Raw genomic sequence first — 21,415 nt, 5'->3', positions numbered from 1 at the left:
TTTACTGGCGGACCAGGCGGTGGTTTGGCAGTTGAATGGTTTCAGTGCTGCGATACGGGTTGATGTCCAACCCTCCGCGGCGCACATACCGTGCATACACCGTCAATTTCTCCGGTTTCAACAACCGTTGCAGGTCGAGAAAGATCCGCTCCACGCACTGTTCATGAAAGTCCGAGTGCTGCCGGAAGCTCACGATGTATTCCAGCAAACTCGCGTGATCCAGCGCCGCGCCACGGTATTGCACCGCCACGCTGCCCCAGTCCGGCTGACTCGTAACCGGGCAGTTGGATTTGAGCAAATGGCTGTGCACGCTCTCCTCCACAATGCGCGATTCATCGCAACGCAGCAGTTCCGGGCGCGGATGCTCATAGTTGCTGACGCTGATGTCCAGATCATCAATGCACACGCCCGGCAACGCCACGACGCCTTCGGCTTCGACGTCCTTCAGGCTGCGAATCCGCACGCCGACCGGTTTACCGGCAGCGGCCGACAAGTCCTTGGCCAATGTCGCTTCAAGGCTCGCGGTGTCGGCAAACGGCGTCTGGTTCAGGGAGTTGAGGTACAGCTTGAACGACTTCGATTCGATGATATTCGGCGAATCCGCCGGGATACTGAATTCGCCAATCGCCACCACTGGCTTGCCGGACGGCAACAGCCACGACAGTTCGAAGCAGTTCCAGAAATCCACGCCCTTGTACGGCAGGGTTTCAGCCGTCAGACCCAGCTCGGCCCATTTCGCGGTGCGCGGGATCGGGAACAGCAAGGACGGCGTGTAGGTGGCGATGTATTCGCTGGATTTGCCCAGCGGCGAGTGTTCGGCTGCGGGATGCATGGCGGAAACCTGACTGAAGAATCAGCGGATTCTACCAGCCTTTGCATCCGCCTTTGAGTGCTTACTGACTGACAGTCACCTTGCCGACCATGCCGGCCTGGTAATGACCGGGGATGTTGCAGGCGAATTCCAGGTTGGTGGCCTTGGTGAAGGTCCAGGTCAACTCAGCAGTTTTGCCCGGCTCGACGAGCACACTGTTGGGGTCGTCGTGTTTCATTCCATGCTCCATGCCGGCCATACCGGCCATGGCGCCGTGGTCCATTTCCTTCATGCCTGTAGGCATGAGCATGCCGCTCTGCTGCATCTTCATCATTTCCTGCTGATGCTTGGCGTGCATTGCCGCGTCACCGAGGTTGAATTCATGCAACAACTGACCTTTATTCACCAATACAAAACGAACCGTCTCACCGGCCTTGATATCAATCGCCTTGGGTGTGAACGACATGTCGCCCATGACGAATTCAACGTTGCGAGTCGCCTTGGCCGCCGGGGCCGGTTGGCCGAAGTCGTAGGTATGCGCCGGGGCAGCCCACGCCGGCGAGCTCAGCGCCAGCAAACACGCGACACGCACCAGTGATATGCGCAAAAACATAGTCGTACTCCAACAAGATAAGGTTCAGCCTGTGGAAAACTCTAAACTGCTGCGACTGCCCGCAACCTGACAGCCAGATTACAACTTTGTCAGGTTGGCCAGTATTAACGCCACCCACGGTATAAAGCGTCCGTTCCATTTACCTCGAGTCGCCCATGAAACTGCTGATCGTCGAAGACCAACCGAAAACTGGCCACTACTTGCGCCAAGGCCTGACCGAGGCCGGTTTCAATACTGAACTGGTGGCGGACGGCAGCGCCGGCCAGCAACTGGCGCTGTCCGGCGATTACGCGCTGTTGATTCTCGATGTGATGCTGCCCGGTCGCGATGGCTGGCAGATTCTGCAAGCGGTGCGCAGTGCCGGCCTCGACACGCCGGTACTGTTTCTGACAGCGCGCGACGCGGTGGAGGACAGGGTCCACGGCCTCGAACTGGGCGCCGACGACTACCTGGTCAAACCGTTCGCCTTCTCCGAGCTGCTGGCCCGGGTCCGCAGCCTGTTGCGCCGTGGTAACGCCACACCTCAGGAAACCACCTTGCAACTGGCGGACTTGCGCCTTGACCTGATCCGCCGTCGGGTCGAACGCAGCGGTCAGCGCATCGACCTGACGGCCAAGGAATTCGCCTTGCTGGAAATGCTCCTGCGCAGGCAAGGCGAAGTCCTGCCCAAGTCGTTGATCGCTTCCCAGGTCTGGGACATGAACTTCGACAGTGACACCAACGTCATCGAAGTGGCGATCCGTCGTTTGCGCCTGAAGATCGACGATGAATTCCCCAACAAGTTGATTCACACCGTACGCGGCATGGGTTACGTCCTTGAAGAGCGCCCCGCCTGATGCGTCGACTTTCGTTAAGCAGTCGCCTGGCGCTGCTGTTTGCGGCGTGCACCGCCGTGGTGTCGCTGTTTGCCGGGGTGTTGTTCAGTCGGGCCAGTGAAGCGCATTTCGTTGAACTCGATCAACAGTTGCTGGACGGCAAGTTGATTGGGTTGCGTCGGGCACTTCATGACATTCAGTCGAGTGAAAGCGAAGTCAAACTGGCCGATGAATTGAGCCGACAGGCTGATCTGTCGCTGCGGATCACCGGCAGCGACGGCAAGCGCTGGTATGACAGTTCGACGCGCCTGCCCCAGGAATTACCTACCCAGGCGGGTTTGTCCACGGTAAGTAGCGAAGGTACCGACTACCGCGTCCTCAACGCTCCGCTGTACCTCGACAAACCCGATTCGCCGCAGTTGACCTTGCTGCTGGACATCACCCATCACCAGCACTTTCTGCAACGCATGCAGCACCTGATCTGGTTGACAGTCGGTTTGTCGGCACTGGCCACTGCCCTGCTCGGTGCCTGGGCAGCGCGCAGTGGGTTGCGGCCGTTACGACGCATGAGTGCGGTTGCCTGCGGCGTTTCAGCGCAATCGCTCAATGCGCGCTTGCCCGAAAAGAACATGCCGCCAGAACTCGCGGAAATGGCCCACAACTTCAACGCCATGCTCGGACGCCTCGACGACTCTTTTCAACGGCTATCGGCCTTCTCCGCCGACATCGCCCATGAATTGCGTACGCCGTTGTCGAATCTGTTGACCCACACCCAGGTCACCCTCACCCGCCCACGTCCCATCGAGGATTACCGCGAAGCACTGCACAGCAATCTCGAAGAACTGCAATGGATGGCGCAACTGGTCAACGACATGTTGTACCTGGCCAAGGCTGACCACGGGTTGTTGATGCCCAAGCGCGAACCGCTGGAGCTGGCGGAAGAAGCGGATCTGTTACTGGAGTTTTTTGCGCCGCTGGCGGAGGACGCTCAGGTCAGGTTGAGTCGTGAAGGCAGTGCGCGCATGGAGGGCGATCGCAGCATGTTGCGGCGGGCGCTCTCCAATTTGCTGGATAACGCGTTGCGGTTTACGCCGGTCGAAGGCGAGGTTCGGGTGCGGATTGTTGATCAGCCTGAGGGGTTGAATGTGATCGTTGAGAACAGCGGCGACGGAATTGACGGGGCGTTGCTGCCGCGATTGTTTGATCGCTTCTACCGGGCTGATCCGGCGCGCCAGGAAGGCAGTAGTGAACATGCGGGATTGGGGCTGGCGATAACTCAGTCAATCATCCGCGCCCATGGCGGGCAGATTCATTGTGAATCGGATAACGGGTGGACCAGGTTTGTGATCGAATTGCCGCGAACCTGATCGTTCCCACGCTCTGCGTGGGAATGCAGCCCGGGACGCTCTGCGTCCCATCCAAAGCCGAACGCGGAGCGTCCGTTGAGGCATTCCCACGCAGAGCGTGGGAACGATCAAGGGTGGCTTACGAATACCGCAACGCAGTAGCCGGTTCGACTTTCGCCGCACGCCATGCCGGGTAAACGGTGGCGAGGAAGCTCAAGATGAACCCGGCGGAGCAGATCAACAGCACATCCGCCCCCTGCAGTTCGGAAGGCAGGTTACTGACGAAGTACACGTCTGAAGTGAAGATGTGCTGCCCGCTGACCCGCTCCATCCAACCCACCAGTTCACTGACGTTCAGCGCCGCAATCACGCCAAGCACGCCACCAATCAACGTACCGACAACCCCGATCACGGTGCCCTGCACCATGAAGATCGCCATGATCTGCCGCGGCGTGGCGCCGATGGTCCGCAGGATCGCGATGTCCGCACCTTTGTCGTTCACCACCATGATCAGGGTTGCGATGATGTTGAACGCCGCCACGGCGACGATCATCAGCAACAGCAAACCGATCATGGTTTTTTCCATCTTCATCGCACTGAACAGACTGCCCTGTGTGTGAGTCCAGTCATCAGCCTTGTAAGCGGTGCCCAGGCCGCCAGCAATATCGCTGGAAACCTTCGGCGCAGCGTACAAATCCTTCACCGCCAGGCGCACGCTCTGTACCTGATTCGGCGCCCAGTGCTGCATCTGCGCGGCATCGGCCACGTGGATCAGCGCCATGGAACCGTCCAGTTCGGCGCCGACCTTGAACACGCCGACCACGTTCAACCGCTGCATGCGCGGGGTGATGCCGCCCGGTGCGGTGCTGACTTCTGGCACGATCAGGGTGATCTTGTCGCCGACGTTCAAGCGGAAACGGCGCGCCGTGATCTCACCGATCACCACACCGAACTCACCCGGCTTCAAAGCATCGAGACGCCCCTGAACAATGTGCTGGGCGACGATCGACACCTTGCCTTCGAGCGCCGGATCAACGCCGCTGACCTGGATCGGCTGCATCGTCCCCTTGTAGGACAGCATGCCTTCCATCTCGGTGAACGGCACAGCGGCCGTCACTTCAGGATTCTTCATGGCCGCCGCCGCGACGGGCTGCCAATCGTCGATCGGATTGACGCCAACGATAGTCGCGTGAGGCACCATGCCGAGGATGCGCGAACTCATTTCGCGCTGGAAGCCGTTCATCACCGACAACACCACGATCATCGCCAGCACGCCCAGGGCGAGGCCGATCATCGAGGTCATCGAGATGAAGGAAACAAAGCGATTGCGGCGCTTGGCGCGGGTATAGCGCGCGCCGATAAAGATCGATAACGGTCTGAACATTCGCTGGGCACCGTATAAAAATAAAAGACCCGACGTACTGTTCAGTACGTCGGGTTTCGGTCAATCAGATGGGCGTCAGGTAACCTTCCTGCAAATGCAGGACGCGATCCATCTGGCGAGCCAGGTTCATGTCGTGAGTCACCACCAGGAACGCCGTGCGCATCGAGGTGCTGAGTTCCAGCATCAAATCCTGAATGCCCTGGGCGGTGTGGGAATCGAGGTTGCCGGTCGGCTCGTCGAGCATCACCAGGCCTGGGTTGTTCACCAGGGCGCGGGCGATGGCCACACGCTGACGCTCGCCACCGGACAATTCGGCCGGTTTGTGTTCCAGGCGATGGCCCAGCCCTACCCGTTCCAGCAATGCAGTCGCACGCTGACGCGCTTGCGGGATAGCCGTCTTGCCGATCAGCAGCGGCATGCAGACGTTTTCCAGCGCGGTGAACTCAGGCAGCAAGTGGTGGAACTGGTAAACGAAACCCAGCGACCGATTGCGCAGCAAACCGCGAGCCTTTTCGTTCAGCGCCGACAGCTCTTCGCCGGCCAGCCAGACGCTGCCCTTGGTCGGTGTATCGAGGCCGCCCAACAGGTTGAGCAAGGTACTTTTGCCCGAGCCCGAGGTCCCGACAATCGCCACGCGTTCGCCCGGATGCAGCTCCAGTTGCAGACCAGCCAGAACCTCTACCGACTCCGGACCTTCCTCGTAGGACTTGCCCAGGTTGCGGCAGCTCAAGATTGCTTTATCACTCATGCCCAACTCACTCATAACGTAGCGCCTCCGCAGGCTGGGTGCGCGCGGCACGCCAGGCTGGATACAGGGTGGCGAGGAAACTCAGGACCAACGCGGCGGCGCAGACCATCAACACATCCTGGCTCTGCACTTGCGACGGCAGGTAATCGATGAAGTACACGTCAGCGTTGAGGAATTTGTGCCCGATCAGCCCTTCCAGGGCCGAGATCGCGGCGCTGACGTTCAGCGCGGCGAAGATCCCGACCACGGCGCCGATCAGCGTCCCGACCACACCAATGACGGTGCCCTGCACCATGAAGATCGCCATGATCGAACCTGGCGTGGCGCCCAGTGTGCGCAGAATCGCGATGTCGCCCTTCTTGTCGTTCACCACCATCACCAGCGTGGAAATGATATTGAACGCGGCAACGGCGACGATCAGCAGCAACAGCAAACCGATCATGGCCTTTTCCATGCGGATCGCCTGATACAGATTGCCGTGGGTGCGGGTCCAGTCGCGGGCATAGAAATGGTCTTCGCCGAGTTGCTGGGCGATGGTCCATGCGACGCGTGGCGCCTGGAACAGGTCGTCGAATTTCAGGCGGATGCCCTGGACCTGATCCGGTTTCCAGCGATGCAGCTTGGCCAGATCCTGCAGATTGGTGATGCCCAGGTAACCGTCCAGTTCACCGGCGCCGACATGGAAGATGCCGACCACGGTAAAGCGTTTCATGCGCGGGAACATCCCGGCCGGGGTCACGGTGACTTCCGGCGCCACGAACGTCAGCTTGTCGCCGATCGCCGCACCCAACTTGGCCGCGGCCTTGTCACCAATGACGATGCCGAAACTGCCCGGCGCCAGGTCATCGAGTTTGCCCTGCTGCATGAAGTTATCAATGATCGAGACCTGCCGTTCCAGCGCAGGGTCGATGGCATTGAGCAGGACTTTGGACACCTTGCCGTTGTTGGTCAGCAACCCCTGCATCTGGGTAAACGGCGCAACGGCCGTCACCTGCGGGTTCTGTTTGACCTTGGCAGCCAGGCTTTGCCAGTCGCTGATTGGTTCACCGGACTCGATGGTCGCGTGGGGCACCATGCCCAGCACGCGGGTGCGCATCTCATGATCGAAGCCGTTCATGACCGACAGCACCACGATCATCACGACCACGCCGAGGGCAAGTCCGATCATCGAGGTCAGGGAAATGAACGACACAAAATGATTGCGACGCTTTGCACGGGTATAACGCGTGCCAATAAATACGAAGAGAGGTCTGAACATGTCGGGGCTTGTTCGGAGGGAAAAGGAACGTCCTTGTGGCGGGGGTCGATAACCAGCTTTACACTCAGACCACCGCCGCTACCATGGGTTCGCCATGTCGACATTAGATGAAGAAGATCGCCGCGAATACTACCGTATCGAGGACACGATCGCACTGGAAATTCGGCCCCTGTCCGCTCCCGAAGCCGCAGGCCAGGAAGTGTTGCAGGATGCTTCCCCTCTGTTCAACTTGCTCAGCGAACTGCACCTGAGCGAATTCGAGTCACAGCACCTGTTGCGCCAGATCAGTGAGCGCGACCGCAACCTCGCTGCATTCCTGAAATCCCAGAATAAACGCATCGATTTGCTGAGCCAGGTGATCGCAATCACCGTACTCGGGCAGATCGGCGAGCCGCAGCCGGTGATCATTTCCGAAGGCGGGATCGACTTTCAGCATCCGACGCCACTTGCCACGGGCGCGCACCTGTCGGTGAAGCTGGTGCTGATGCCGCAAGCCCTCGGACTCTTGTTGCGGGCTCGCGTCACCCATTGCGATCGTAAAGGCGACGGCTACGACGTCGGTACCGAGTTCGAGTACCCGACCGATGCCCAGCGCCAATTGCTGGCCCGCTACATTTTGCAGAAGCAGGCCCAGGAACGACGTCTGGCCCGCGAACAAAACGAATCAGGCATTTAATTTAAGGAAGAACCGTGACCCTCATCTACGGCCATCGCGGCGCCAAGGGCGAAGCACCGGAAAATACGCTGACCAGTTTTCAGCAATGCCTCAAGCACGGCGTGCGCCGCTGCGAACTGGACCTGCACCTGTCCATGGACGGCGAGCTGATGGTCATCCACGACCCGACACTCAAGCGCACCACCGACCGTCGCGGCAAAGTCGTCGAGCACACGGCGGCCGAGCTGGTGACCTACGATGCACGCAAGGGGGGCCCAGGCTGGATCAAACCGTGCCCGATTCCAACCCTGGAAGAACTGTTCGAGAAATGCGACTTCGAGCACTGGCAACTGGAAGTCAAAAGCGCTTCACGCACTCGCGCGGCGACAACCGTGCTGGCGATTCGCGAAATGGCTCAGCGTTTCGGCCTGCTCGACAAGGTGACGATCACCTCGAGTTCGCGGGAAGTATTGAAAGCCGCGCTGGACTTCGTGCCGGACGTGTCCCGCGGATTGGTGGCCGAGTACGCCTGGCTGGACCCGTTGAAGGTCGCGCAAAGCTATGGCTGTGAGATTCTGGCGCTGAACTGGACCCTGTGTACGCCGGAACGCCTGCAGAAGGCGCAGCGTCAGGGGCTGCATGTGTCGGTATGGACAGTCAACGAGCCCGCGCTAATGCGCAGGCTCGCCGACTTCGGCGTTGACAGCCTGATTACAGACTTTCCCGGTTTGGCCAGCGCCACGCTCGAGAATTGCTGAAATCGGTCTCCCCGGCCGGCTCAGGCCACCGGCCGGAGCCACTCAAAAAAGCCGGTTGAGGCCATCGTACGCCGCTACCCGATAGGCTTCGGCCATGGTCGGGTAGTTGAACGTCGTGTTGACGAAGTACTTCAGCGTGTTCTGTTCGCCCGGCTGGTTCATGATCGCCTGACCGATGTGAACGATCTCCGACGCCTGATAACCGAAGCAGTGAACGCCCAGCACCTCCAGGGTATCGCGGTGGAACAGGATCTTCAGCATGCCTTGCGGTTCGCCGGCAATCTGCGCACGCGCCATGCCCTTGAAGAACGCCTTGCCCACTTCATACGGCACCTTGGCCTGCGTCAGCTCCTGCTCGTTCTTGCCGATCGAGCTGATCTCCGGAATGGTGTAGATGCCGGTCGGCACGTCGTTGACGAAGCGCCAGCTTTGGTTGTCAACGATGCTGCCAGCGGCCGAACGACCCTGGTCGTGAGCAGCACTGGCCAGGCTCGGCCAACCAATCACGTCACCGGCGCCGTAGATGTTCGGCTTGCAAGTACGGTAGGCCTCGTCGACTTCGATCTGGCCACGGCTGTTGACCTTCACGCCGATGTTTTCCAGACCCAACTGATCGGTGTTGCCGGTACGGCCGTTGCACCAGAGCAAGGCGTCGGCCTTGATCTTCTTGCCGGACTTGAGGTGCAGGATCACGCCGTTGTCCACGCCTTCGACGCGGTCGTAGTCTTCGTTGTGGCGAACCGTGATGTTGTTGTTGCTGAAGTGATAACTCAGGGCCTGGGAAATTTCCGAGTCGAGGAAGCTCAGCAACTGACCGCGGTTGTCCACCAGTTCAACCAACACACCCAGACCGCTGAAGATCGACGCGTACTCGCAACCGATCACGCCGGCGCCGTAAACGATGAGTTTGCGCGGGGTGTGGCCGAGGCTGAGGATGGTGTCGCTATCGTAGATACGCGGGTGGTGGAAATCGATGTCCGCCGGACGATAAGGGCGCGAGCCGGTAGCGATGATGATGTGCTTGGCCACCAGTTTTTCGACCACGCCGTTGGCGCAGACCACTTCAATGGTTTGCTCGTCAGCGAAGCTGCCAGTGCCGAAGAACACGTCGACGCGGTTACGGGCGTAATAGCCGGTGCGCGATGCGACTTGTTTGGAAATGACTTTTTCAGCGCTTTTCAACACGTCCGGGAACGAGAACCAGCGTGGCTCACCAATCGCCCGGAACATCGGGTTGGTGTTGAACTGCATGATCTGCCGGACCGAGTGACGCAGTGCCTTGGACGGGATGGTGCCCAGGTGGGTGCAGTTGCCGCCGACCTGGCGACGGCTATCGACCATCGCCACCTTGCGCCCTGCTTTGGCGGCGTTCATTGCCGCGCCTTCTCCCGCCGGGCCGGAACCCAGCACCACCACGTCGTAGTTGTAGACAGCCATGCATACTCCTCAGAACAGGCCGCGGCGCCCTCGGCACCTGCGGCTAAATCACGCCGATCTGCGGCGTGAAGGAACAATTTGGGGCCAGTGCAGAACCCGGACACAGTCTATATAAGCGTCAACGCCGCGCACATTAACCCTTGGTCGCGTCGTAGGCTAGTTTTGCCTGCACTACAACGCCAGTCTTTGCTGCTTGAATCGCCGCGATCACTCGGTTTTTCCGCCACTCAGGCGCTCAAAAGCCTGCGTGGTTCGTGTGACGAATCCTGTATCGGCACGAATCACAAAGAATGCACCGATGTCATGCGCTTCGGCATAGTCCCAGCCCCTTTCGGGACCCAGAATCAGCAACAGCGTCGATAAGCCATCGGCCATCAACGCTGAAGGATGAATCACCGTGACTGACGCCAGGGCATGTAGGACCGGCGCCCCGCTGCGGGCATCGAAGGTGTGGGAATAACGCCGACCGTCCTGCTCGAAATAGTTGCGGTAGTCGCCAGAAGTGGAAACGCCGTAGCCGTCGACGGCGATGATGCGCTCGGCCACTTGTTGGTCGTCGCGGGGTTCTTCCAGGGCGATGCGCCACGGTGAGCCGTCAAGTTTTTTGCCGGCAGCCTTGAGTTCGCCAGTGGCTTCGGCGAGGTAGTTGTGGATGCCCATTGCTTCGAGTTTTGCGGCAATTGTATCGACTGCGTAACCGGCGGCGATGCTGTTGAAGTCGACTTCGACCGCGGCATCCTTGCACAATTTATCGCCATCGATGCGCAGGTGCGCGTGACCGACACGCTGCCTGACTTCGGCGAGCGCTTCGGCAGTCGGGACTTTTTCCTTACGGCCCTGCGGGCCAAAGCCCCAGAGATTGAGCAGCGGTTCCACGGTCAGGTCGTAGGAGCCTTCGCTTTGCGAAGACAGTTGCTCGCCCACACGGATCAATTCGAGCACCGGGCCAGGCATGACCTGACAGCGGTCGGCCGGCAGTGCGTTGAAGCGTTCGATAACCGAGTCGCTGCGATAGGTCGAGAATAGTCGATCCACTTCAGCGAGGATATTTTCCACTTCGGTCTGCACCGCTTTCGGCCCGGGTGTGGAGGAATGCCTTACGTATTGAATGGAATAACGACTGCCCATGGTCGGGCCATCGAAGCGCTCCAGGCTGTCGCCGTTGCCACAACCGGACAAAACACCGGCCAGCATCACGATCCAAGTCCACCGTCCAGTTAACAAATCTTCATCCCCCCTCAAAACCGCGCCCGCCATTATGGGCTTCAGAGCGCTCGAGAGCGAGGTCTGCCAGCGCCCGTCAGTCAAACGCAAAACCTGTGGGAACGAGCCTGCTCGCGATAGCGGTGTGTCAGCCAACATCAATGCCGATTGACCCCACGCCATCGCGAGCAGGCTCACTCCCACAGGTGCAGCGTTTCAAACAAGATTTACCAGCGTGAGTACCTACACATGTCCTCCAACACGAGCAAAGGCAAAGCGATTTTTCGCGTTGTCAGCGGTAACTTTCTCGAGATGTTCGACTTTATGGTCTACGGCTTTTACGCCACGGCCATTGCCAAGACCTTCTTCCCTGCCGATAGCGCTTTCGCCTCCCTGATGTTGTCCCTGGCCACCTTCGGGGCCGGCTTCCTGATGCGTCCATTGGGGGCGATTTTCCTCGGCGCCTATATCGACCGCCATGGTCGACGCAAAGGGCTGATCATCACCCTCGCGATGATGGCGGCCGGCACGGTACTGATTGCCTGTGTGCCGGGTTACGCCACTTTGGGCGTTGCTGCGCCGCTGATCGTGCTGTTCGGTCGTTTGCTGCAAGGGTTCTCGGCCGGGGTGGAACTGGGCGGTGTGTCGGTCTACCTCGCCGAGATTTCCACCCCGGGCCGCAAAGGCTTCTTTGTCAGTTGGCAGTCCGCCAGTCAGCAAGCGGCGGTGGTATTCGCCGGCCTGCTGGGTGTTGGCTTGAACCACTGGCTCAGCCCCGAACAAATGGGTGATTGGGGCTGGCGCGTGCCGTTCCTGATCGGCTGCATGATCGTGCCGGTGATCTTCGTGATTCGTCGTTCGCTGGAAGAAACGCCGGAATTCCAGGCGCGCAAACATCGCCCTACCCTGCGGGACATCGTTCGTTCGATTGGACAGAACTTTGGCATCGTCATCGCCGGCATGGCGTTGGTGGTGATGACCACGGTGTCGTTCTACCTGATCACCGCCTACACCCCGACCTTCGGTAAAGCCGAACTGCATCTGTCGGATCTGGATGCATTGCTGGTGACGGTGTGCATTGGCCTGTCGAACTTCTTCTGGCTGCCGGTCATGGGTTCTGTTTCCGACAGGATCGGACGCAAACCCTTACTGCTGGCGGCGACGATTCTGGCGATCCTCACCGCCTACCCTGCCCTGTCATGGCTGGTAGCAAACCCGAGCTTCAGCCACTTGCTGATCGTCGAATTGTGGCTGTCGTTCCTGTATGGCTCGTATAACGGCGCCATGGTGGTGGCGCTGACCGAGATCATGCCGGTGGAAGTTCGTACAACTGGATTCTCTTTGGCCTACAGCCTGGCGACTGCAACATTCGGGGGGTTTACGCCGGCGGCGTGTACGTACCTGATTCATGTGCTGGACAACAAGGCTGCGCCGGGGATCTGGCTCAGTGGCGCGGCGGTGTTGGGGCTGATTGCGACGCTGGTGTTGTTCCGGGGCAACAAGCATGAATTGCGGACAGCGCAGGCAGCTGTGGTTGGCGGCGCCTGATCGATCGCGTTCTTCGACAAGATCGTTCCCACGCTCTGCGTGGGAATGCCTCAATGGACGCTCCGTGTCCGCTTCGGCAGGGACGCGGAGCGTCCCGGGCTGCATTCCCACGCGGAGCGTGGGAACGATCACCACACAAACAAAAACGCCCCGATCAAAGTCGGGGCGTTTTCATGTGCGGCTAATGCTTAGCGCGGGAATGCAGGCGGGTTTACACCGGCCATGTCTTCCATCACGCGAACCACCTGGCAGCTGTAACCGAATTCGTTGTCGTACCAAACGTACAGAACAACGCGGTTGTCTTGGCTGATGGTTGCTTCAGCGTCCACTACGCCTGCGTGGCGCGAGCCAACGAAGTCGGTGGAAACCACTTCCTGCGAATTGACGTAGTCGATTTGCTTATGCAGATCGGAGTGCAGCGCCATGTAGCGCAGGTACTCGTTCATCTCTTCACGGGTGGCGGCTTTCTCAAGGTTCAGGTTGAGAATGGCCATCGACACGTTAGGCGTCGGAACGCGGATCGCGTTACCGGTCAGCTTGCCGGCCAGCTCAGGCAGCGCCTTGGCAGCAGCGGTGGCAGCACCGGTCTCGGTGATCACCATGTTCAACGCGGCGCTACGGCCACGGCGATCGCCTTTGTGGAAGTTGTCGATCAGGTTCTGGTCGTTGGTGTACGAGTGAACCGTTTCAACGTGACCGTTGATGATGCCGAACTTGTCGTTGACGGCTTTGAGCACCGGCACGATGGCGTTGGTGGTGCAGGAAGCCGCGGAAACGATCTTGTCATCAGCGGTGATTTCACCGTGGTTGATGCCGTGAACGATGTTCTTCAGCTTGCCTTTGCCAGGCGCGGTCAGAACAACGCGATCGATACCCGGGCAAGCCAGGTGCTGGCCCAGGCCGTCGGCGTCACGCCATACACCGGTGTTATCCACCAGCAGCGCGTCTTTGATGCCGTACTGGGTGTAGTCCACTTCAGTCGGGTTTTTCGCGTAGATAACCTGGATCAGGTTGCCGTTGGCGGTGATGGTGTTGTTGGCTTCATCAATGGTGATGGTGCCATCGAACGGACCATGAACCGAGTCACGACGCAGCAGGCTGGCACGTTTGACCAGATCGTTCTCGGCGCCCTTGCGGACAACGATGGCGCGCAGACGCAGGCCGTCGCCGCCACCGGTTTTCTCGATCAGGATGCGTGCCAGCAGACGGCCGATACGACCGAAGCCGTACAGAACAACGTCGGTGCCTTTGCGCGCGGAAACATTTTGCTGGCCAACGACGTCAGCCAGTTCTTCACGGACGAACTGCTCGGCAGTGCGGCCATTGCCTTCAGCCTTGAACTTGACTGCAAGCTTGCCCAGGTCTACCGAAGCAGCGCCGAGCTTGAGTTCGCTCATTGCCTTGAGCAGCGGGAATGTTTCGTGGACGGACAATTCGCTGTCATCGGATTGACGATGACGAGCAAAGCGGTGGGCTTTGAGAATCGCAATGACTGAACGATTGATCAGGCTGCGGCCATAGATCGAGCTCACCACGTTGTTATTGCGGTAGAGCTGACCGATAAGCGGAATCATCGCTTCTGCGAGTGCTTCACGGTCGATCCATTCACCAAGACACTGGTCGGGCTTCTGAGTCACGGGAACCTTCCACATGTAGGGGCAGAAAAAAGGGGCTACATTATGCCGCCGAGTGCCTCCCGTAGCAATGCGCGCTTGTCGCGCAGCCAGTAACAAAATCCTCTTCAAAAAAATGACGCAAGGCTCAAGCCCAATAAAACCGGGGCCTGCAAAGCAGTCATTTTTTCGGAGACATCGCTGTCTTGTCTGTAACCCTCCGTAACACTCGACCGTTTTGCCACTACATATTCAGTCATTTTTACTAAAAAACGGGCCGATTTTGTCTTTACCACTACATTTCGCCCAACCTGTGTAATAGACACATCTGCAACTGACAGGCGGCACCGGGGACCGCTACAATTACCGACTTTGTCGCAACGCTTGGAGCTCAACCTTCCGTGCCCGTTCTGCGTCTACCGCTTCTCCCTGCCGCGGCAGGTAAACAGCACTGGGGCAACCTGCCCGGTGCCGCCCTGAGCCTGGCTATTGCCGAGGCCGCCAGCGCTGCCAAGCGCTTCACCCTGCTGCTGACCGCCGACAGCCAAAGTGCCGAACGGCTGGAACAGGAGCTGAGTTTCTTCGCCCCGGATTTGCCGGTGCTGCATTTCCCGGACTGGGAAACCCTGCCCTACGATCTGTTTTCACCGCACCAGGACATTATTTCCCAGCGAATCTCCGCCCTGTATCGGTTGCCGGAGCTGAGTCATGGCGTTCTGGTCGTGCCGATCACCACGGCCCTGCATCGTCTGGCGCCGACCAAATTCCTGCTCGGCAGCAGCCTGGTGCTGGACATCGGCCAGAAGCTAGATGTCGAGCAAATGCGCACCCGTCTCGAGGCCAGCGGCTATCGCTACGTCGATACCGTCTACGAGCATGGCGAATTCACCGTGCGCGGTTCGTTGATCGATCTGTTCCCGATGGGTAGCAAACTGCCTTTCCGCATCGACCTGTTCGACGACGAAATCGAGACCCTTCGTACCTTCGATCCGGAAAACCAGCGCTCCATCGACAAGGTTGAAACGGTTCGCCTCCTGCCAGCGAGAGAGTTCCCGCTGCAAAAGGATGCGGTCACCCGCTTCAAGGCGCGCTTCCGTGAACGTTTCGATGTCGACTTCCGTCGCTGCCCGATCTTTCAGGATTTGAGCAGCGGGATTACACCGGCCGGTATCGAGTACTACTTGCCGCTGTTTTTCGATGAGACTTCCACGCTGTTCGATTATCTGCCGCAGGAAACGCAAGTGTTTTCCTTGCCGGGCATCGAGCAAGCGGCGGAGAACTTCTGGAACGACGTGCGCAATCGCTATGAAGAGCGTCGCGTCGATCCGGCCCGTCCTTTATTGCCGCCGGCCGAGTTGTTCCTGCCGGTGGAAGATTGCTTTGCGCGCCTGAAGAATTGGCCACGCGTGGTCGCCAGTCAACAGGACGTGGAAACCGGCGTCGGCCGCGAGCGCTTCCCCGCTCGGGAGCTGCCGAACCTGGCCATCGAAGCCAAGGCCACCCAACCGTTGGCGGCGCTGGCGGGTTTCCTCGACGAATTTCCCGGTCGCGTGCTGTTTACCGCCGAATCCGCGGGCCGTCGTGAAGTACTGCTGGAATTGCTGGAACGCTTGAAGCTGCGACCGAAAACCGTCGACAGCTGGCCGGATTTTGTCGCGAGCAAAGAGCGCCTGGCGATCACCATCGCGCCGCTCGACGAAGGCTTGGTACTCGACGACCCGGCGCTGGCGCTGGTCGCCGAAAGCCCATTGTTCGGTCAACGCGTGATGCAACGCCGTCGCCGCGAAAAACGCGCCGACGCCAACAACGACGCCGTGATCAAAAACCTTACCGAGCTGCGCGAAGGCGCACCGGTGGTGCATATCGATCACGGCGTCGGTCGCTATCTCGGGCTGACGATCCTGGAAATCGATAGTCAGGCCGCTGAATTCCTGACCCTCGAATACGCCGAAAACGCCAAGCTTTACGTGCCGGTGGCCAACCTGCATCTGATCGCCCGATACACCGGCAGCGATGATGCCCTGGCCCCGCTGCACCGCCTCGGCTCCGAGACCTGGCAGAAAGCCAAACGCAAAGCTGCCGAACAGGTGCGCGACGTGGCCGCCGAGTTGCTCGACATCTATGCCCGCCGTGCCGCTCGCGAAGGTTATGCGTTCGCCGACCCGAAAGCCGACTACGCGACCTTCAGCGCCGGCTTCCCGTTCGAAGAAACACCGGACCAGCAAACCACCATCGAAGCCGTGCGCACCGACATGCTCGCGCCGAAACCGATGGACCGGCTGGTTTGCGGCGACGTCGGTTTCGGCAAGACCGAAGTGGCGATGCGCGCCGCGTTCATCGCGGTACACGGCGGTCGCCAGGTAGCCATTCTGGTGCCGACCACCCTGCTCGCCCAGCAGCATTACAACAGCTTCCGCGACCGCTTCGCCGACTGGCCGGTGAGCGTGGAAGTGATGAGCCGCTTCAAGTCGACCAAGGAAGTCAACGCTGCGGTTGCGGACCTGGCCGAAGGCAAGATCGACATCGTCATCGGCACGCACAAGCTGCTGCAGGACGATGTAAAAATCAAAAACCTGGGGCTGGTGATCATCGACGAAGAGCACCGTTTCGGTGTCCGTCAGAAGGAACAGCTCAAGGCCCTGCGCAGTGAAGTCGACATTCTCACCCTGACCGCCACGCCGATTCCGCGCACGCTGAACATGGCCGTGTCGGGCATGCGCGATCTGTCGATCATCGCCACGCCGCCGGCCCGTCGCCTGTCGGTACGGACGTTCGTCATGGAGCAGAACAAGAGCACGGTCAAAGAAGCCTTGCTCCGTGAGCTGCTGCGTGGCGGTCAGGTCTACTACCTGCACAACGATGTGAAGACCATCGAGAAATGCGCCGCCGACCTCGCTGAACTGGTGCCGGAAGCACGAATCGGCATCGGCCACGGGCAGATGCGCGAACGTGATCTCGAACAAGTGATGAGCGACTTCTACCACAAGCGCTTCAACGTGCTGATCGCCTCGACCATCATCGAGACCGGCATTGACGTGCCGAGCGCCAACACCATCATCATCGAGCGTGCCGACAAGTTCGGCCTGGCACAGCTGCACCAGTTGCGCGGCCGGGTCGGTCGCAGCCACCACCAGGCTTACGCTTATTTGCTGACGCCGCCGCGCCAGCAAATCACGCCTGACGCCGAAAAACGTCTGGAAGCGATCGCCAATACCCAGGACCTCGGCGCGGGCTTCGTGCTCGCCACCAACGACCTGGAAATCCGTGGCGCCGGTGAATTGCTCGGCGACGGGCAGAGCGGGCAGATCCAGGCCGTCGGTTTCACGCTGTACATGGAAATGCTCGAGCGCGCGGTGAAGTCGATCCGCAAGGGCGAACAACCGAACCTCGATCAGCCGCTCGGCGGTGGTCCGGAAGTCAATCTAAGGGTACCGGCGTTGATTCCCGAGGACTATCTGCCGGACGTACACGCCCGACTGATTCTCTACAAACGCATCGCCTCGGCCTCCGACGAGGAAGGCCTCAAGGATTTGCAGGTGGAGATGATCGATCGTTTCGGTCTGTTGCCGGAACCGACCAAGAACCTGATGCGCATTACCGCGCTGAAATTGCAGGCCGAGCTACTGGGCATCAAGAAAGTCGACGGCGGCCCGCAAGGTGGCCGAATCGAGTTCGCGACGCAAACCCCGGTCGACCCGCTGACGCTGATCAAACTGATCCAGAGCCAGCCCAAACGCTACAAATTCGAAGGCGCCACGATGTTTAAATTCCAGGTGCCGATGGAGCGCCCGGAAGAGCGCTTTAATACTGTAGAGGCGCTGTTTGAGCACCTCATTCCGAAAACTGCTTGAAGGACGCCGCATGCGCCTGTTTCGCTCACTGATCCTGTTGATGACCCTGGTTGCGCCGACGACGTTTGCCGATGACCTCTATCAGATAGAAATGATTCTGGTCCGCCAAAACGCCGTGCCCGCGATCATCAGCCGCGCCGCACCGGAAGACTGGGCGGCCGGCGCCCAACACATCAGCCCCGACAGCCTGCGCACCCCGAGCCTCAATGCCGAAGTGAAAAAACTCACCGCCAGCAGCGACTACACCGTGCTGCTGCACAAGGCCTGGCAACAGATGCTCGGTGAAACAGCCAGCAAAATCGCGATCAGCGACGGCGCGGAACAGTTCGGCCAGTTCCCGATCGAAGGCACCCTGAGCCTGAAACTGGGACGTTTCACTGATGTAGACGCCGACTTCTGGGTTAACCAGATCGACGCCAACGGCATGGTCACCGCCAGCGAACGCATGAACCAGGAAAGCCACACCAAGAACGGTCAGCTGAACTTCCTCGACAACGGCCACTTGGGCATGTTGATCAAGATCACCTCGCTCACCACCCCTGCGCCTCGGCCAGTCCCCGATGAAATTCCGGACTGATTGAGTCCTTATGTCAGCGACCCTGAGCAAACCCCTGGCACCTTCCTGGGTCAGCCGATTCAAGGAACAGAGCCTGGAGCGTGGCCGTCGCTACGCTTTGGAGAACCGCGTCAGGATCGTCGAGGCCGGCGACGCCACGATCATTGCCGCCTGCGAGGGCTCTGGCGGTAACGTTTACCGTCAGACCATTCGCCTGCGCGAGTCGGCCAAAGCCACTTTGCTGATGATCGATGCCACGTGCACCTGCCCTGTCCACAGCAACTGCAAACATTGCGCAGCGGTGCTCCTGAAAGTGCAGGAAACTCTCGCCTACCCAGCCGCCGCGCAAGACGCCGAGCTACTCGAGAAACTTCAAGCCGTACTGGAAAACCGTAACCCGAAGGCCCCGCAAGTGCTGGTGGATAACGTGCAACCGGTACCTCGCTTGTGGCTGGCGAGCATCGAGTTCAGCGCCTTCGAACCGCGCAATGGCAAAATGCAGCGTTACATTCAGCATCGCGCGGCGCTGTCATTCAGCTATCTGGATGAATACGTTTCCGGGCAGAAGAACGCCGACATTCTGATTCGTCAGGAGACGCAAACGTTACGGATAAAACGCCACCCGGAAGTCGAACAGACCTACAGGGAACAGCTGCGAATCCTCGGTTTCAAGGTTGCCACCCGCCAAAGCAAGGCCTTGCCGGAAAGCGCCGGCGAACTTTTCGAGATGGTCAACGACAGCGCCTGGCTGACCTTCACCCTCAATGAACTGCCGAAGCTGCGTACCCAGGGTTGGGAGTTGCAGATCGACGAAGACTTCGGTTTCGACCTGACTGCCGTGGACGATTGGTACGCCACCGTCGAACAAACGCCGGAGCGCGACTGGTTCGATCTGGAGCTGGGAATCATTGTCAACGGCGAGCGGCTGAGCCTGCTGCCGATCCTGCTGAACCTGATGCGCTCTCACACCGAGATCCTCAATCCGGAACGCCTTGCACGACGTCGCGACGACGAGTTGATCCTGGTGAATATTCCCAATCGACCGAACTCCGAGCACGGGCCGTTGCAAGTCGCCCTGCCCTTCGGCCGATTGAAACCGGTACTGGCGACCCTCGGCGAGTTCTACCTGCAAGGGCCCGGCGAAACGACGCTGCGCCTGAGCAAGGCCGATGCCACGCGACTGAATCCGCTGGAAGACCTGCCTTTGCTCTGGGAGGGCGGCGAGCAAATTCGCACCTTTGCCCAGCGGCTGCGGGACATAAAGGACTTCACCTCGACCGCACCGGAAGGCTTGAACGCGACCTTGCGCCCCTATCAGCTGGAAGGCTTGAGCTGGATGCAGTCGTTGCGACAACTGGAAGTCGGCGGGATTCTCGCGGACGACATGGGTCTGGGCAAAACCCTACAGACCCTGGCGCACATTCTCAGCGAGAAGAACGCCGGACGCCTCGATCGGCCGTGCATGGTGGTGATGCCCACCAGCCTGATCCCCAACTGGCTGGATGAAGCGGCGCACTTCACACCGCAACTCAAAGTGCTGGCGCTGTACGGCGCCAGTCGCAAAAAGCATTTCGACACGCTGGCCGATTACGACCTGATCCTGACCACCTATGCACTGCTGCCCAAAGACGTCGAACGTCTCGCTGCGCAGCCTTTGCACGTGTTGGTTCTGGACGAAGCGCAATACATCAAAAACCCCAACAGCAAGGCCGCCCACGCTGCCCGCGAATTGAATGCCCGTCAGCGTCTGTGCCTGAGCGGCACGCCGCTGGAAAACCACCTGGGTGAGCTGTGGTCTCTGTTCCACTTCCTGCTGCCCGGCTGGCTGGGTGACGTAAAAAGCTTCAACCGCGATTACCGCGTGCCGATCGAAAAGCGCGCCAGCGAAGTGCGACTTCAGCACCTCAACGGTCGGATAAAACCGTTCCTGCTGCGTCGAACCAAGGAACAAGTGGCCACTGAGCTGCCGCCGAAAACTGAAATCATCCATTGGGTCGAGCTCAACGAAGCCCAGCGCGACGTGTACGAAACCATGCGCCTGGCGATGGACAAGAAAGTCCGCGACGAGATCACCCGCAAGGGTGTGGCGCGCAGCCAGATCATCATTCTTGAGGCGCTGCTGAAACTGCGTCAGGTTTGCTGCGATTTGCGTCTGGTCAACGATGCCACCCTGCCCACTCGCGGCAGCACGTCGGGCAAGCTCGACAGCCTGATGGAAATGCTTGAGGAATTGTTCGATGAAGGTCGGCGGATTCTACTGTTCTCGCAGTTCACTTCAATGCTGTCATTGATTGAAGATGAGCTGAAAAAACGCGGAGTCGATTATGCGCTGCTGACCGGACAGACCCGCGACCGGCGCGCACCGGTCAAAGACTTCCAGAGCGGCAAGCGTCAGATCTTTCTGATCAGCTTGAAGGCCGGTGGCGTCGGCCTGAACCTGACCGAAGCCGACACGGTGATTCACTACGATCCGTGGTGGAACCCGGCGACAGAAAATCAGGCCACTGACCGGGCGTATCGCATTGGTCAGGAGAAACCGGTGTTCGTCTACAAGATGATTGCCAGGGGCACGGTGGAAGAGAAGATTCAGCATCTGCAGAAGGAAAAATCCGACTTGGCGGCTGGCGTGCTGGATGGACGCAAGACCGGGGACTGGAAGTTGCAGAGTGATGATATTGAAGCATTGTTTGCGCCCTTGCCGGACAAGCTGGAAAAGCGCTGAGGACCACGGCGCCAGGTAGATCGCTTTCGCGAGCAAGTCGGATCGCCGCACCGCCGCTCCCACAGGGTTAACATCAATCCTGTGGGAGCGTGGCTTG

The 21,415-nt window shown here is 59.6% G+C and carries 16 protein-coding genes; 8 read left to right on the top strand and 8 right to left on the bottom strand.

Annotated features, from left to right (window positions below; all coding sequences use genetic code 11):
* Position 1: 1 nt before the first annotated feature.
* Both queF and IB252_RS05100 read right to left on the bottom strand, forming a co-directional pair.
* Positions 2–832, bottom strand: coding sequence for an NADPH-dependent 7-cyano-7-deazaguanine reductase QueF (queF, locus tag IB252_RS05105; RefSeq protein ID WP_192407192.1), 831 nt, complete (start codon positions 830–832; stop codon positions 2–4).
* A 61-nt stretch (positions 833–893) separates the two neighbouring features.
* Positions 894–1,424 carry a plastocyanin/azurin family copper-binding protein gene (locus IB252_RS05100; protein ID WP_192407190.1) on the bottom strand — a complete coding sequence of 177 codons (531 nt, stop codon included), beginning with the start codon at positions 1,422–1,424 and terminating at the stop codon, positions 894–896.
* Positions 1,425–1,579: 155 nt separating this feature from the next.
* On the opposite strand from IB252_RS05100, the gene IB252_RS05095 reads away from it, so the two are divergent.
* The gene (locus IB252_RS05095; protein WP_111450574.1) at positions 1,580–2,260 is read left to right on the top strand and encodes a heavy metal response regulator transcription factor; all 681 of its coding nucleotides are present in this window, start codon (positions 1,580–1,582) and stop codon (positions 2,258–2,260) included.
* Positions 2,260–3,606: a heavy metal sensor histidine kinase gene (locus IB252_RS05090; protein ID WP_192407188.1), complete on the top strand. Its 1,347-nt coding sequence runs from the start codon at positions 2,260–2,262 to the stop codon at positions 3,604–3,606. Before IB252_RS05095 ends, IB252_RS05090 begins: the two co-directional genes overlap by 1 nt.
* A gap of 118 nt (positions 3,607–3,724) precedes the next feature.
* On the opposite strand, the gene IB252_RS05085 is transcribed toward IB252_RS05090, so the two are convergent.
* The 3 genes from IB252_RS05085 to IB252_RS05075 form a co-directional block, all read right to left on the bottom strand.
* The gene (locus IB252_RS05085; protein WP_111450576.1) at positions 3,725–4,969 is read right to left on the bottom strand and encodes a lipoprotein-releasing ABC transporter permease subunit; all 1,245 of its coding nucleotides are present in this window, start codon (positions 4,967–4,969) and stop codon (positions 3,725–3,727) included.
* Between the two features lie 64 nt (positions 4,970–5,033).
* Positions 5,034–5,717: a lipoprotein-releasing ABC transporter ATP-binding protein LolD gene (gene lolD / locus IB252_RS05080; RefSeq protein ID WP_165934003.1), complete on the bottom strand. Its 684-nt coding sequence runs from the start codon at positions 5,715–5,717 to the stop codon at positions 5,034–5,036.
* 7 nt (positions 5,718–5,724) lie between these two features.
* Positions 5,725–6,975: a lipoprotein-releasing ABC transporter permease subunit gene (locus IB252_RS05075; protein ID WP_008151382.1), complete on the bottom strand. Its 1,251-nt coding sequence runs from the start codon at positions 6,973–6,975 to the stop codon at positions 5,725–5,727.
* Between the two features lie 94 nt (positions 6,976–7,069).
* On the opposite strand from IB252_RS05075, the gene IB252_RS05070 reads away from it, so the two are divergent.
* Both IB252_RS05070 and IB252_RS05065 read left to right on the top strand, forming a co-directional pair.
* Positions 7,070–7,651 carry a PilZ domain-containing protein gene (locus IB252_RS05070; protein ID WP_111450579.1) on the top strand — a complete coding sequence of 194 codons (582 nt, stop codon included), beginning with the start codon at positions 7,070–7,072 and terminating at the stop codon, positions 7,649–7,651.
* A gap of 14 nt (positions 7,652–7,665) precedes the next feature.
* Positions 7,666–8,388 carry a glycerophosphodiester phosphodiesterase gene (locus tag IB252_RS05065; protein ID WP_111450580.1) on the top strand — a complete coding sequence of 241 codons (723 nt, stop codon included), beginning with the start codon at positions 7,666–7,668 and terminating at the stop codon, positions 8,386–8,388.
* 42 nt (positions 8,389–8,430) lie between these two features.
* Here IB252_RS05065 and sthA read toward each other — a convergent pair whose 3' ends face one another.
* Together sthA and IB252_RS05055 are read right to left on the bottom strand one after the other, a co-directional pair.
* Complete coding sequence (sthA, locus tag IB252_RS05060) at positions 8,431–9,825, bottom strand: Si-specific NAD(P)(+) transhydrogenase (protein ID WP_074875140.1); 1,395 nt, start codon at positions 9,823–9,825, stop codon at positions 8,431–8,433.
* 207 nt (positions 9,826–10,032) lie between these two features.
* The gene (locus IB252_RS05055; protein ID WP_192407186.1) at positions 10,033–11,019 is read right to left on the bottom strand and encodes an FAD:protein FMN transferase; all 987 of its coding nucleotides are present in this window, start codon (positions 11,017–11,019) and stop codon (positions 10,033–10,035) included.
* 258 nt (positions 11,020–11,277) lie between these two features.
* Between IB252_RS05055 and IB252_RS05050 the strand changes: the two genes are divergently transcribed.
* Positions 11,278–12,576 (top strand): MFS transporter, encoded by a 1,299-nt coding sequence (locus IB252_RS05050; RefSeq protein WP_192407183.1) that lies wholly within the window; start codon positions 11,278–11,280, stop codon positions 12,574–12,576.
* A 188-nt stretch (positions 12,577–12,764) separates the two neighbouring features.
* Here IB252_RS05050 and IB252_RS05045 read toward each other — a convergent pair whose 3' ends face one another.
* Positions 12,765–14,228 (bottom strand): glyceraldehyde-3-phosphate dehydrogenase, encoded by a 1,464-nt coding sequence (locus IB252_RS05045; protein WP_192407181.1) that lies wholly within the window; start codon positions 14,226–14,228, stop codon positions 12,765–12,767.
* Between the two features lie 362 nt (positions 14,229–14,590).
* Here IB252_RS05045 and mfd point away from each other — a divergent pair, with 362 nt between their 5' ends.
* The 3 genes from mfd to IB252_RS05030 are packed head-to-tail and all read left to right on the top strand — an operon-like array spanning position 14,591 to position 21,318.
* Complete coding sequence (gene mfd, locus IB252_RS05040; RefSeq protein WP_192407179.1) at positions 14,591–18,040, top strand: transcription-repair coupling factor; 3,450 nt, start codon at positions 14,591–14,593, stop codon at positions 18,038–18,040.
* Between the two features lie 10 nt (positions 18,041–18,050).
* Positions 18,051–18,617 carry a CsiV family protein gene (locus tag IB252_RS05035; protein ID WP_192407177.1) on the top strand — a complete coding sequence of 189 codons (567 nt, stop codon included), beginning with the start codon at positions 18,051–18,053 and terminating at the stop codon, positions 18,615–18,617.
* Between the two features lie 10 nt (positions 18,618–18,627).
* Positions 18,628–21,318: a DEAD/DEAH box helicase gene (locus IB252_RS05030; protein ID WP_192407175.1), complete on the top strand. Its 2,691-nt coding sequence runs from the start codon at positions 18,628–18,630 to the stop codon at positions 21,316–21,318.
* Positions 21,319–21,415 lie beyond the last annotated feature (97 nt).

Source organism: Pseudomonas sp. PDM10, assembly GCF_014852295.1.
GTDB lineage: Bacteria > Pseudomonadota > Gammaproteobacteria > Pseudomonadales > Pseudomonadaceae > Aquipseudomonas.
This window is presented reverse-complemented; position numbering and strand designations above follow the sequence as displayed.

What these genes read in the sequence shown, in the direction of transcription:
- queF (WP_192407192.1), bottom strand. Translation starts at nt 832, where the DNA reads ATGCATCCCGCAGCCGAACACTCGCCGCTGGGCAAATCCAGCGAATAC.
- IB252_RS05100 (WP_192407190.1), bottom strand. Translation starts at nt 1,424, where the DNA reads ATGTTTTTGCGCATATCACTGGTGCGTGTCGCGTGTTTGCTGGCGCTG.
- IB252_RS05095 (WP_111450574.1), top strand. Translation starts at nt 1,580, where the DNA reads ATGAAACTGCTGATCGTCGAAGACCAACCGAAAACTGGCCACTACTTG.
- IB252_RS05090 (WP_192407188.1), top strand. Translation starts at nt 2,260, where the DNA reads ATGCGTCGACTTTCGTTAAGCAGTCGCCTGGCGCTGCTGTTTGCGGCG.
- IB252_RS05085 (WP_111450576.1), bottom strand. Translation starts at nt 4,969, where the DNA reads ATGTTCAGACCGTTATCGATCTTTATCGGCGCGCGCTATACCCGCGCC.
- lolD (WP_165934003.1), bottom strand. Translation starts at nt 5,717, where the DNA reads ATGAGTGATAAAGCAATCTTGAGCTGCCGCAACCTGGGCAAGTCCTAC.
- IB252_RS05075 (WP_008151382.1), bottom strand. Translation starts at nt 6,975, where the DNA reads ATGTTCAGACCTCTCTTCGTATTTATTGGCACGCGTTATACCCGTGCA.
- IB252_RS05070 (WP_111450579.1), top strand. Translation starts at nt 7,070, where the DNA reads ATGTCGACATTAGATGAAGAAGATCGCCGCGAATACTACCGTATCGAG.
- sthA (WP_074875140.1), bottom strand. Translation starts at nt 9,825, where the DNA reads ATGGCTGTCTACAACTACGACGTGGTGGTGCTGGGTTCCGGCCCGGCG.
- IB252_RS05055 (WP_192407186.1), bottom strand. Translation starts at nt 11,019, where the DNA reads ATGCTGGCCGGTGTTTTGTCCGGTTGTGGCAACGGCGACAGCCTGGAG.
- IB252_RS05050 (WP_192407183.1), top strand. Translation starts at nt 11,278, where the DNA reads ATGTCCTCCAACACGAGCAAAGGCAAAGCGATTTTTCGCGTTGTCAGC.
- IB252_RS05045 (WP_192407181.1), bottom strand. Translation starts at nt 14,228, where the DNA reads ATGTGGAAGGTTCCCGTGACTCAGAAGCCCGACCAGTGTCTTGGTGAA.
- IB252_RS05035 (WP_192407177.1), top strand. Translation starts at nt 18,051, where the DNA reads ATGCGCCTGTTTCGCTCACTGATCCTGTTGATGACCCTGGTTGCGCCG.
- IB252_RS05030 (WP_192407175.1), top strand. Translation starts at nt 18,628, where the DNA reads ATGTCAGCGACCCTGAGCAAACCCCTGGCACCTTCCTGGGTCAGCCGA.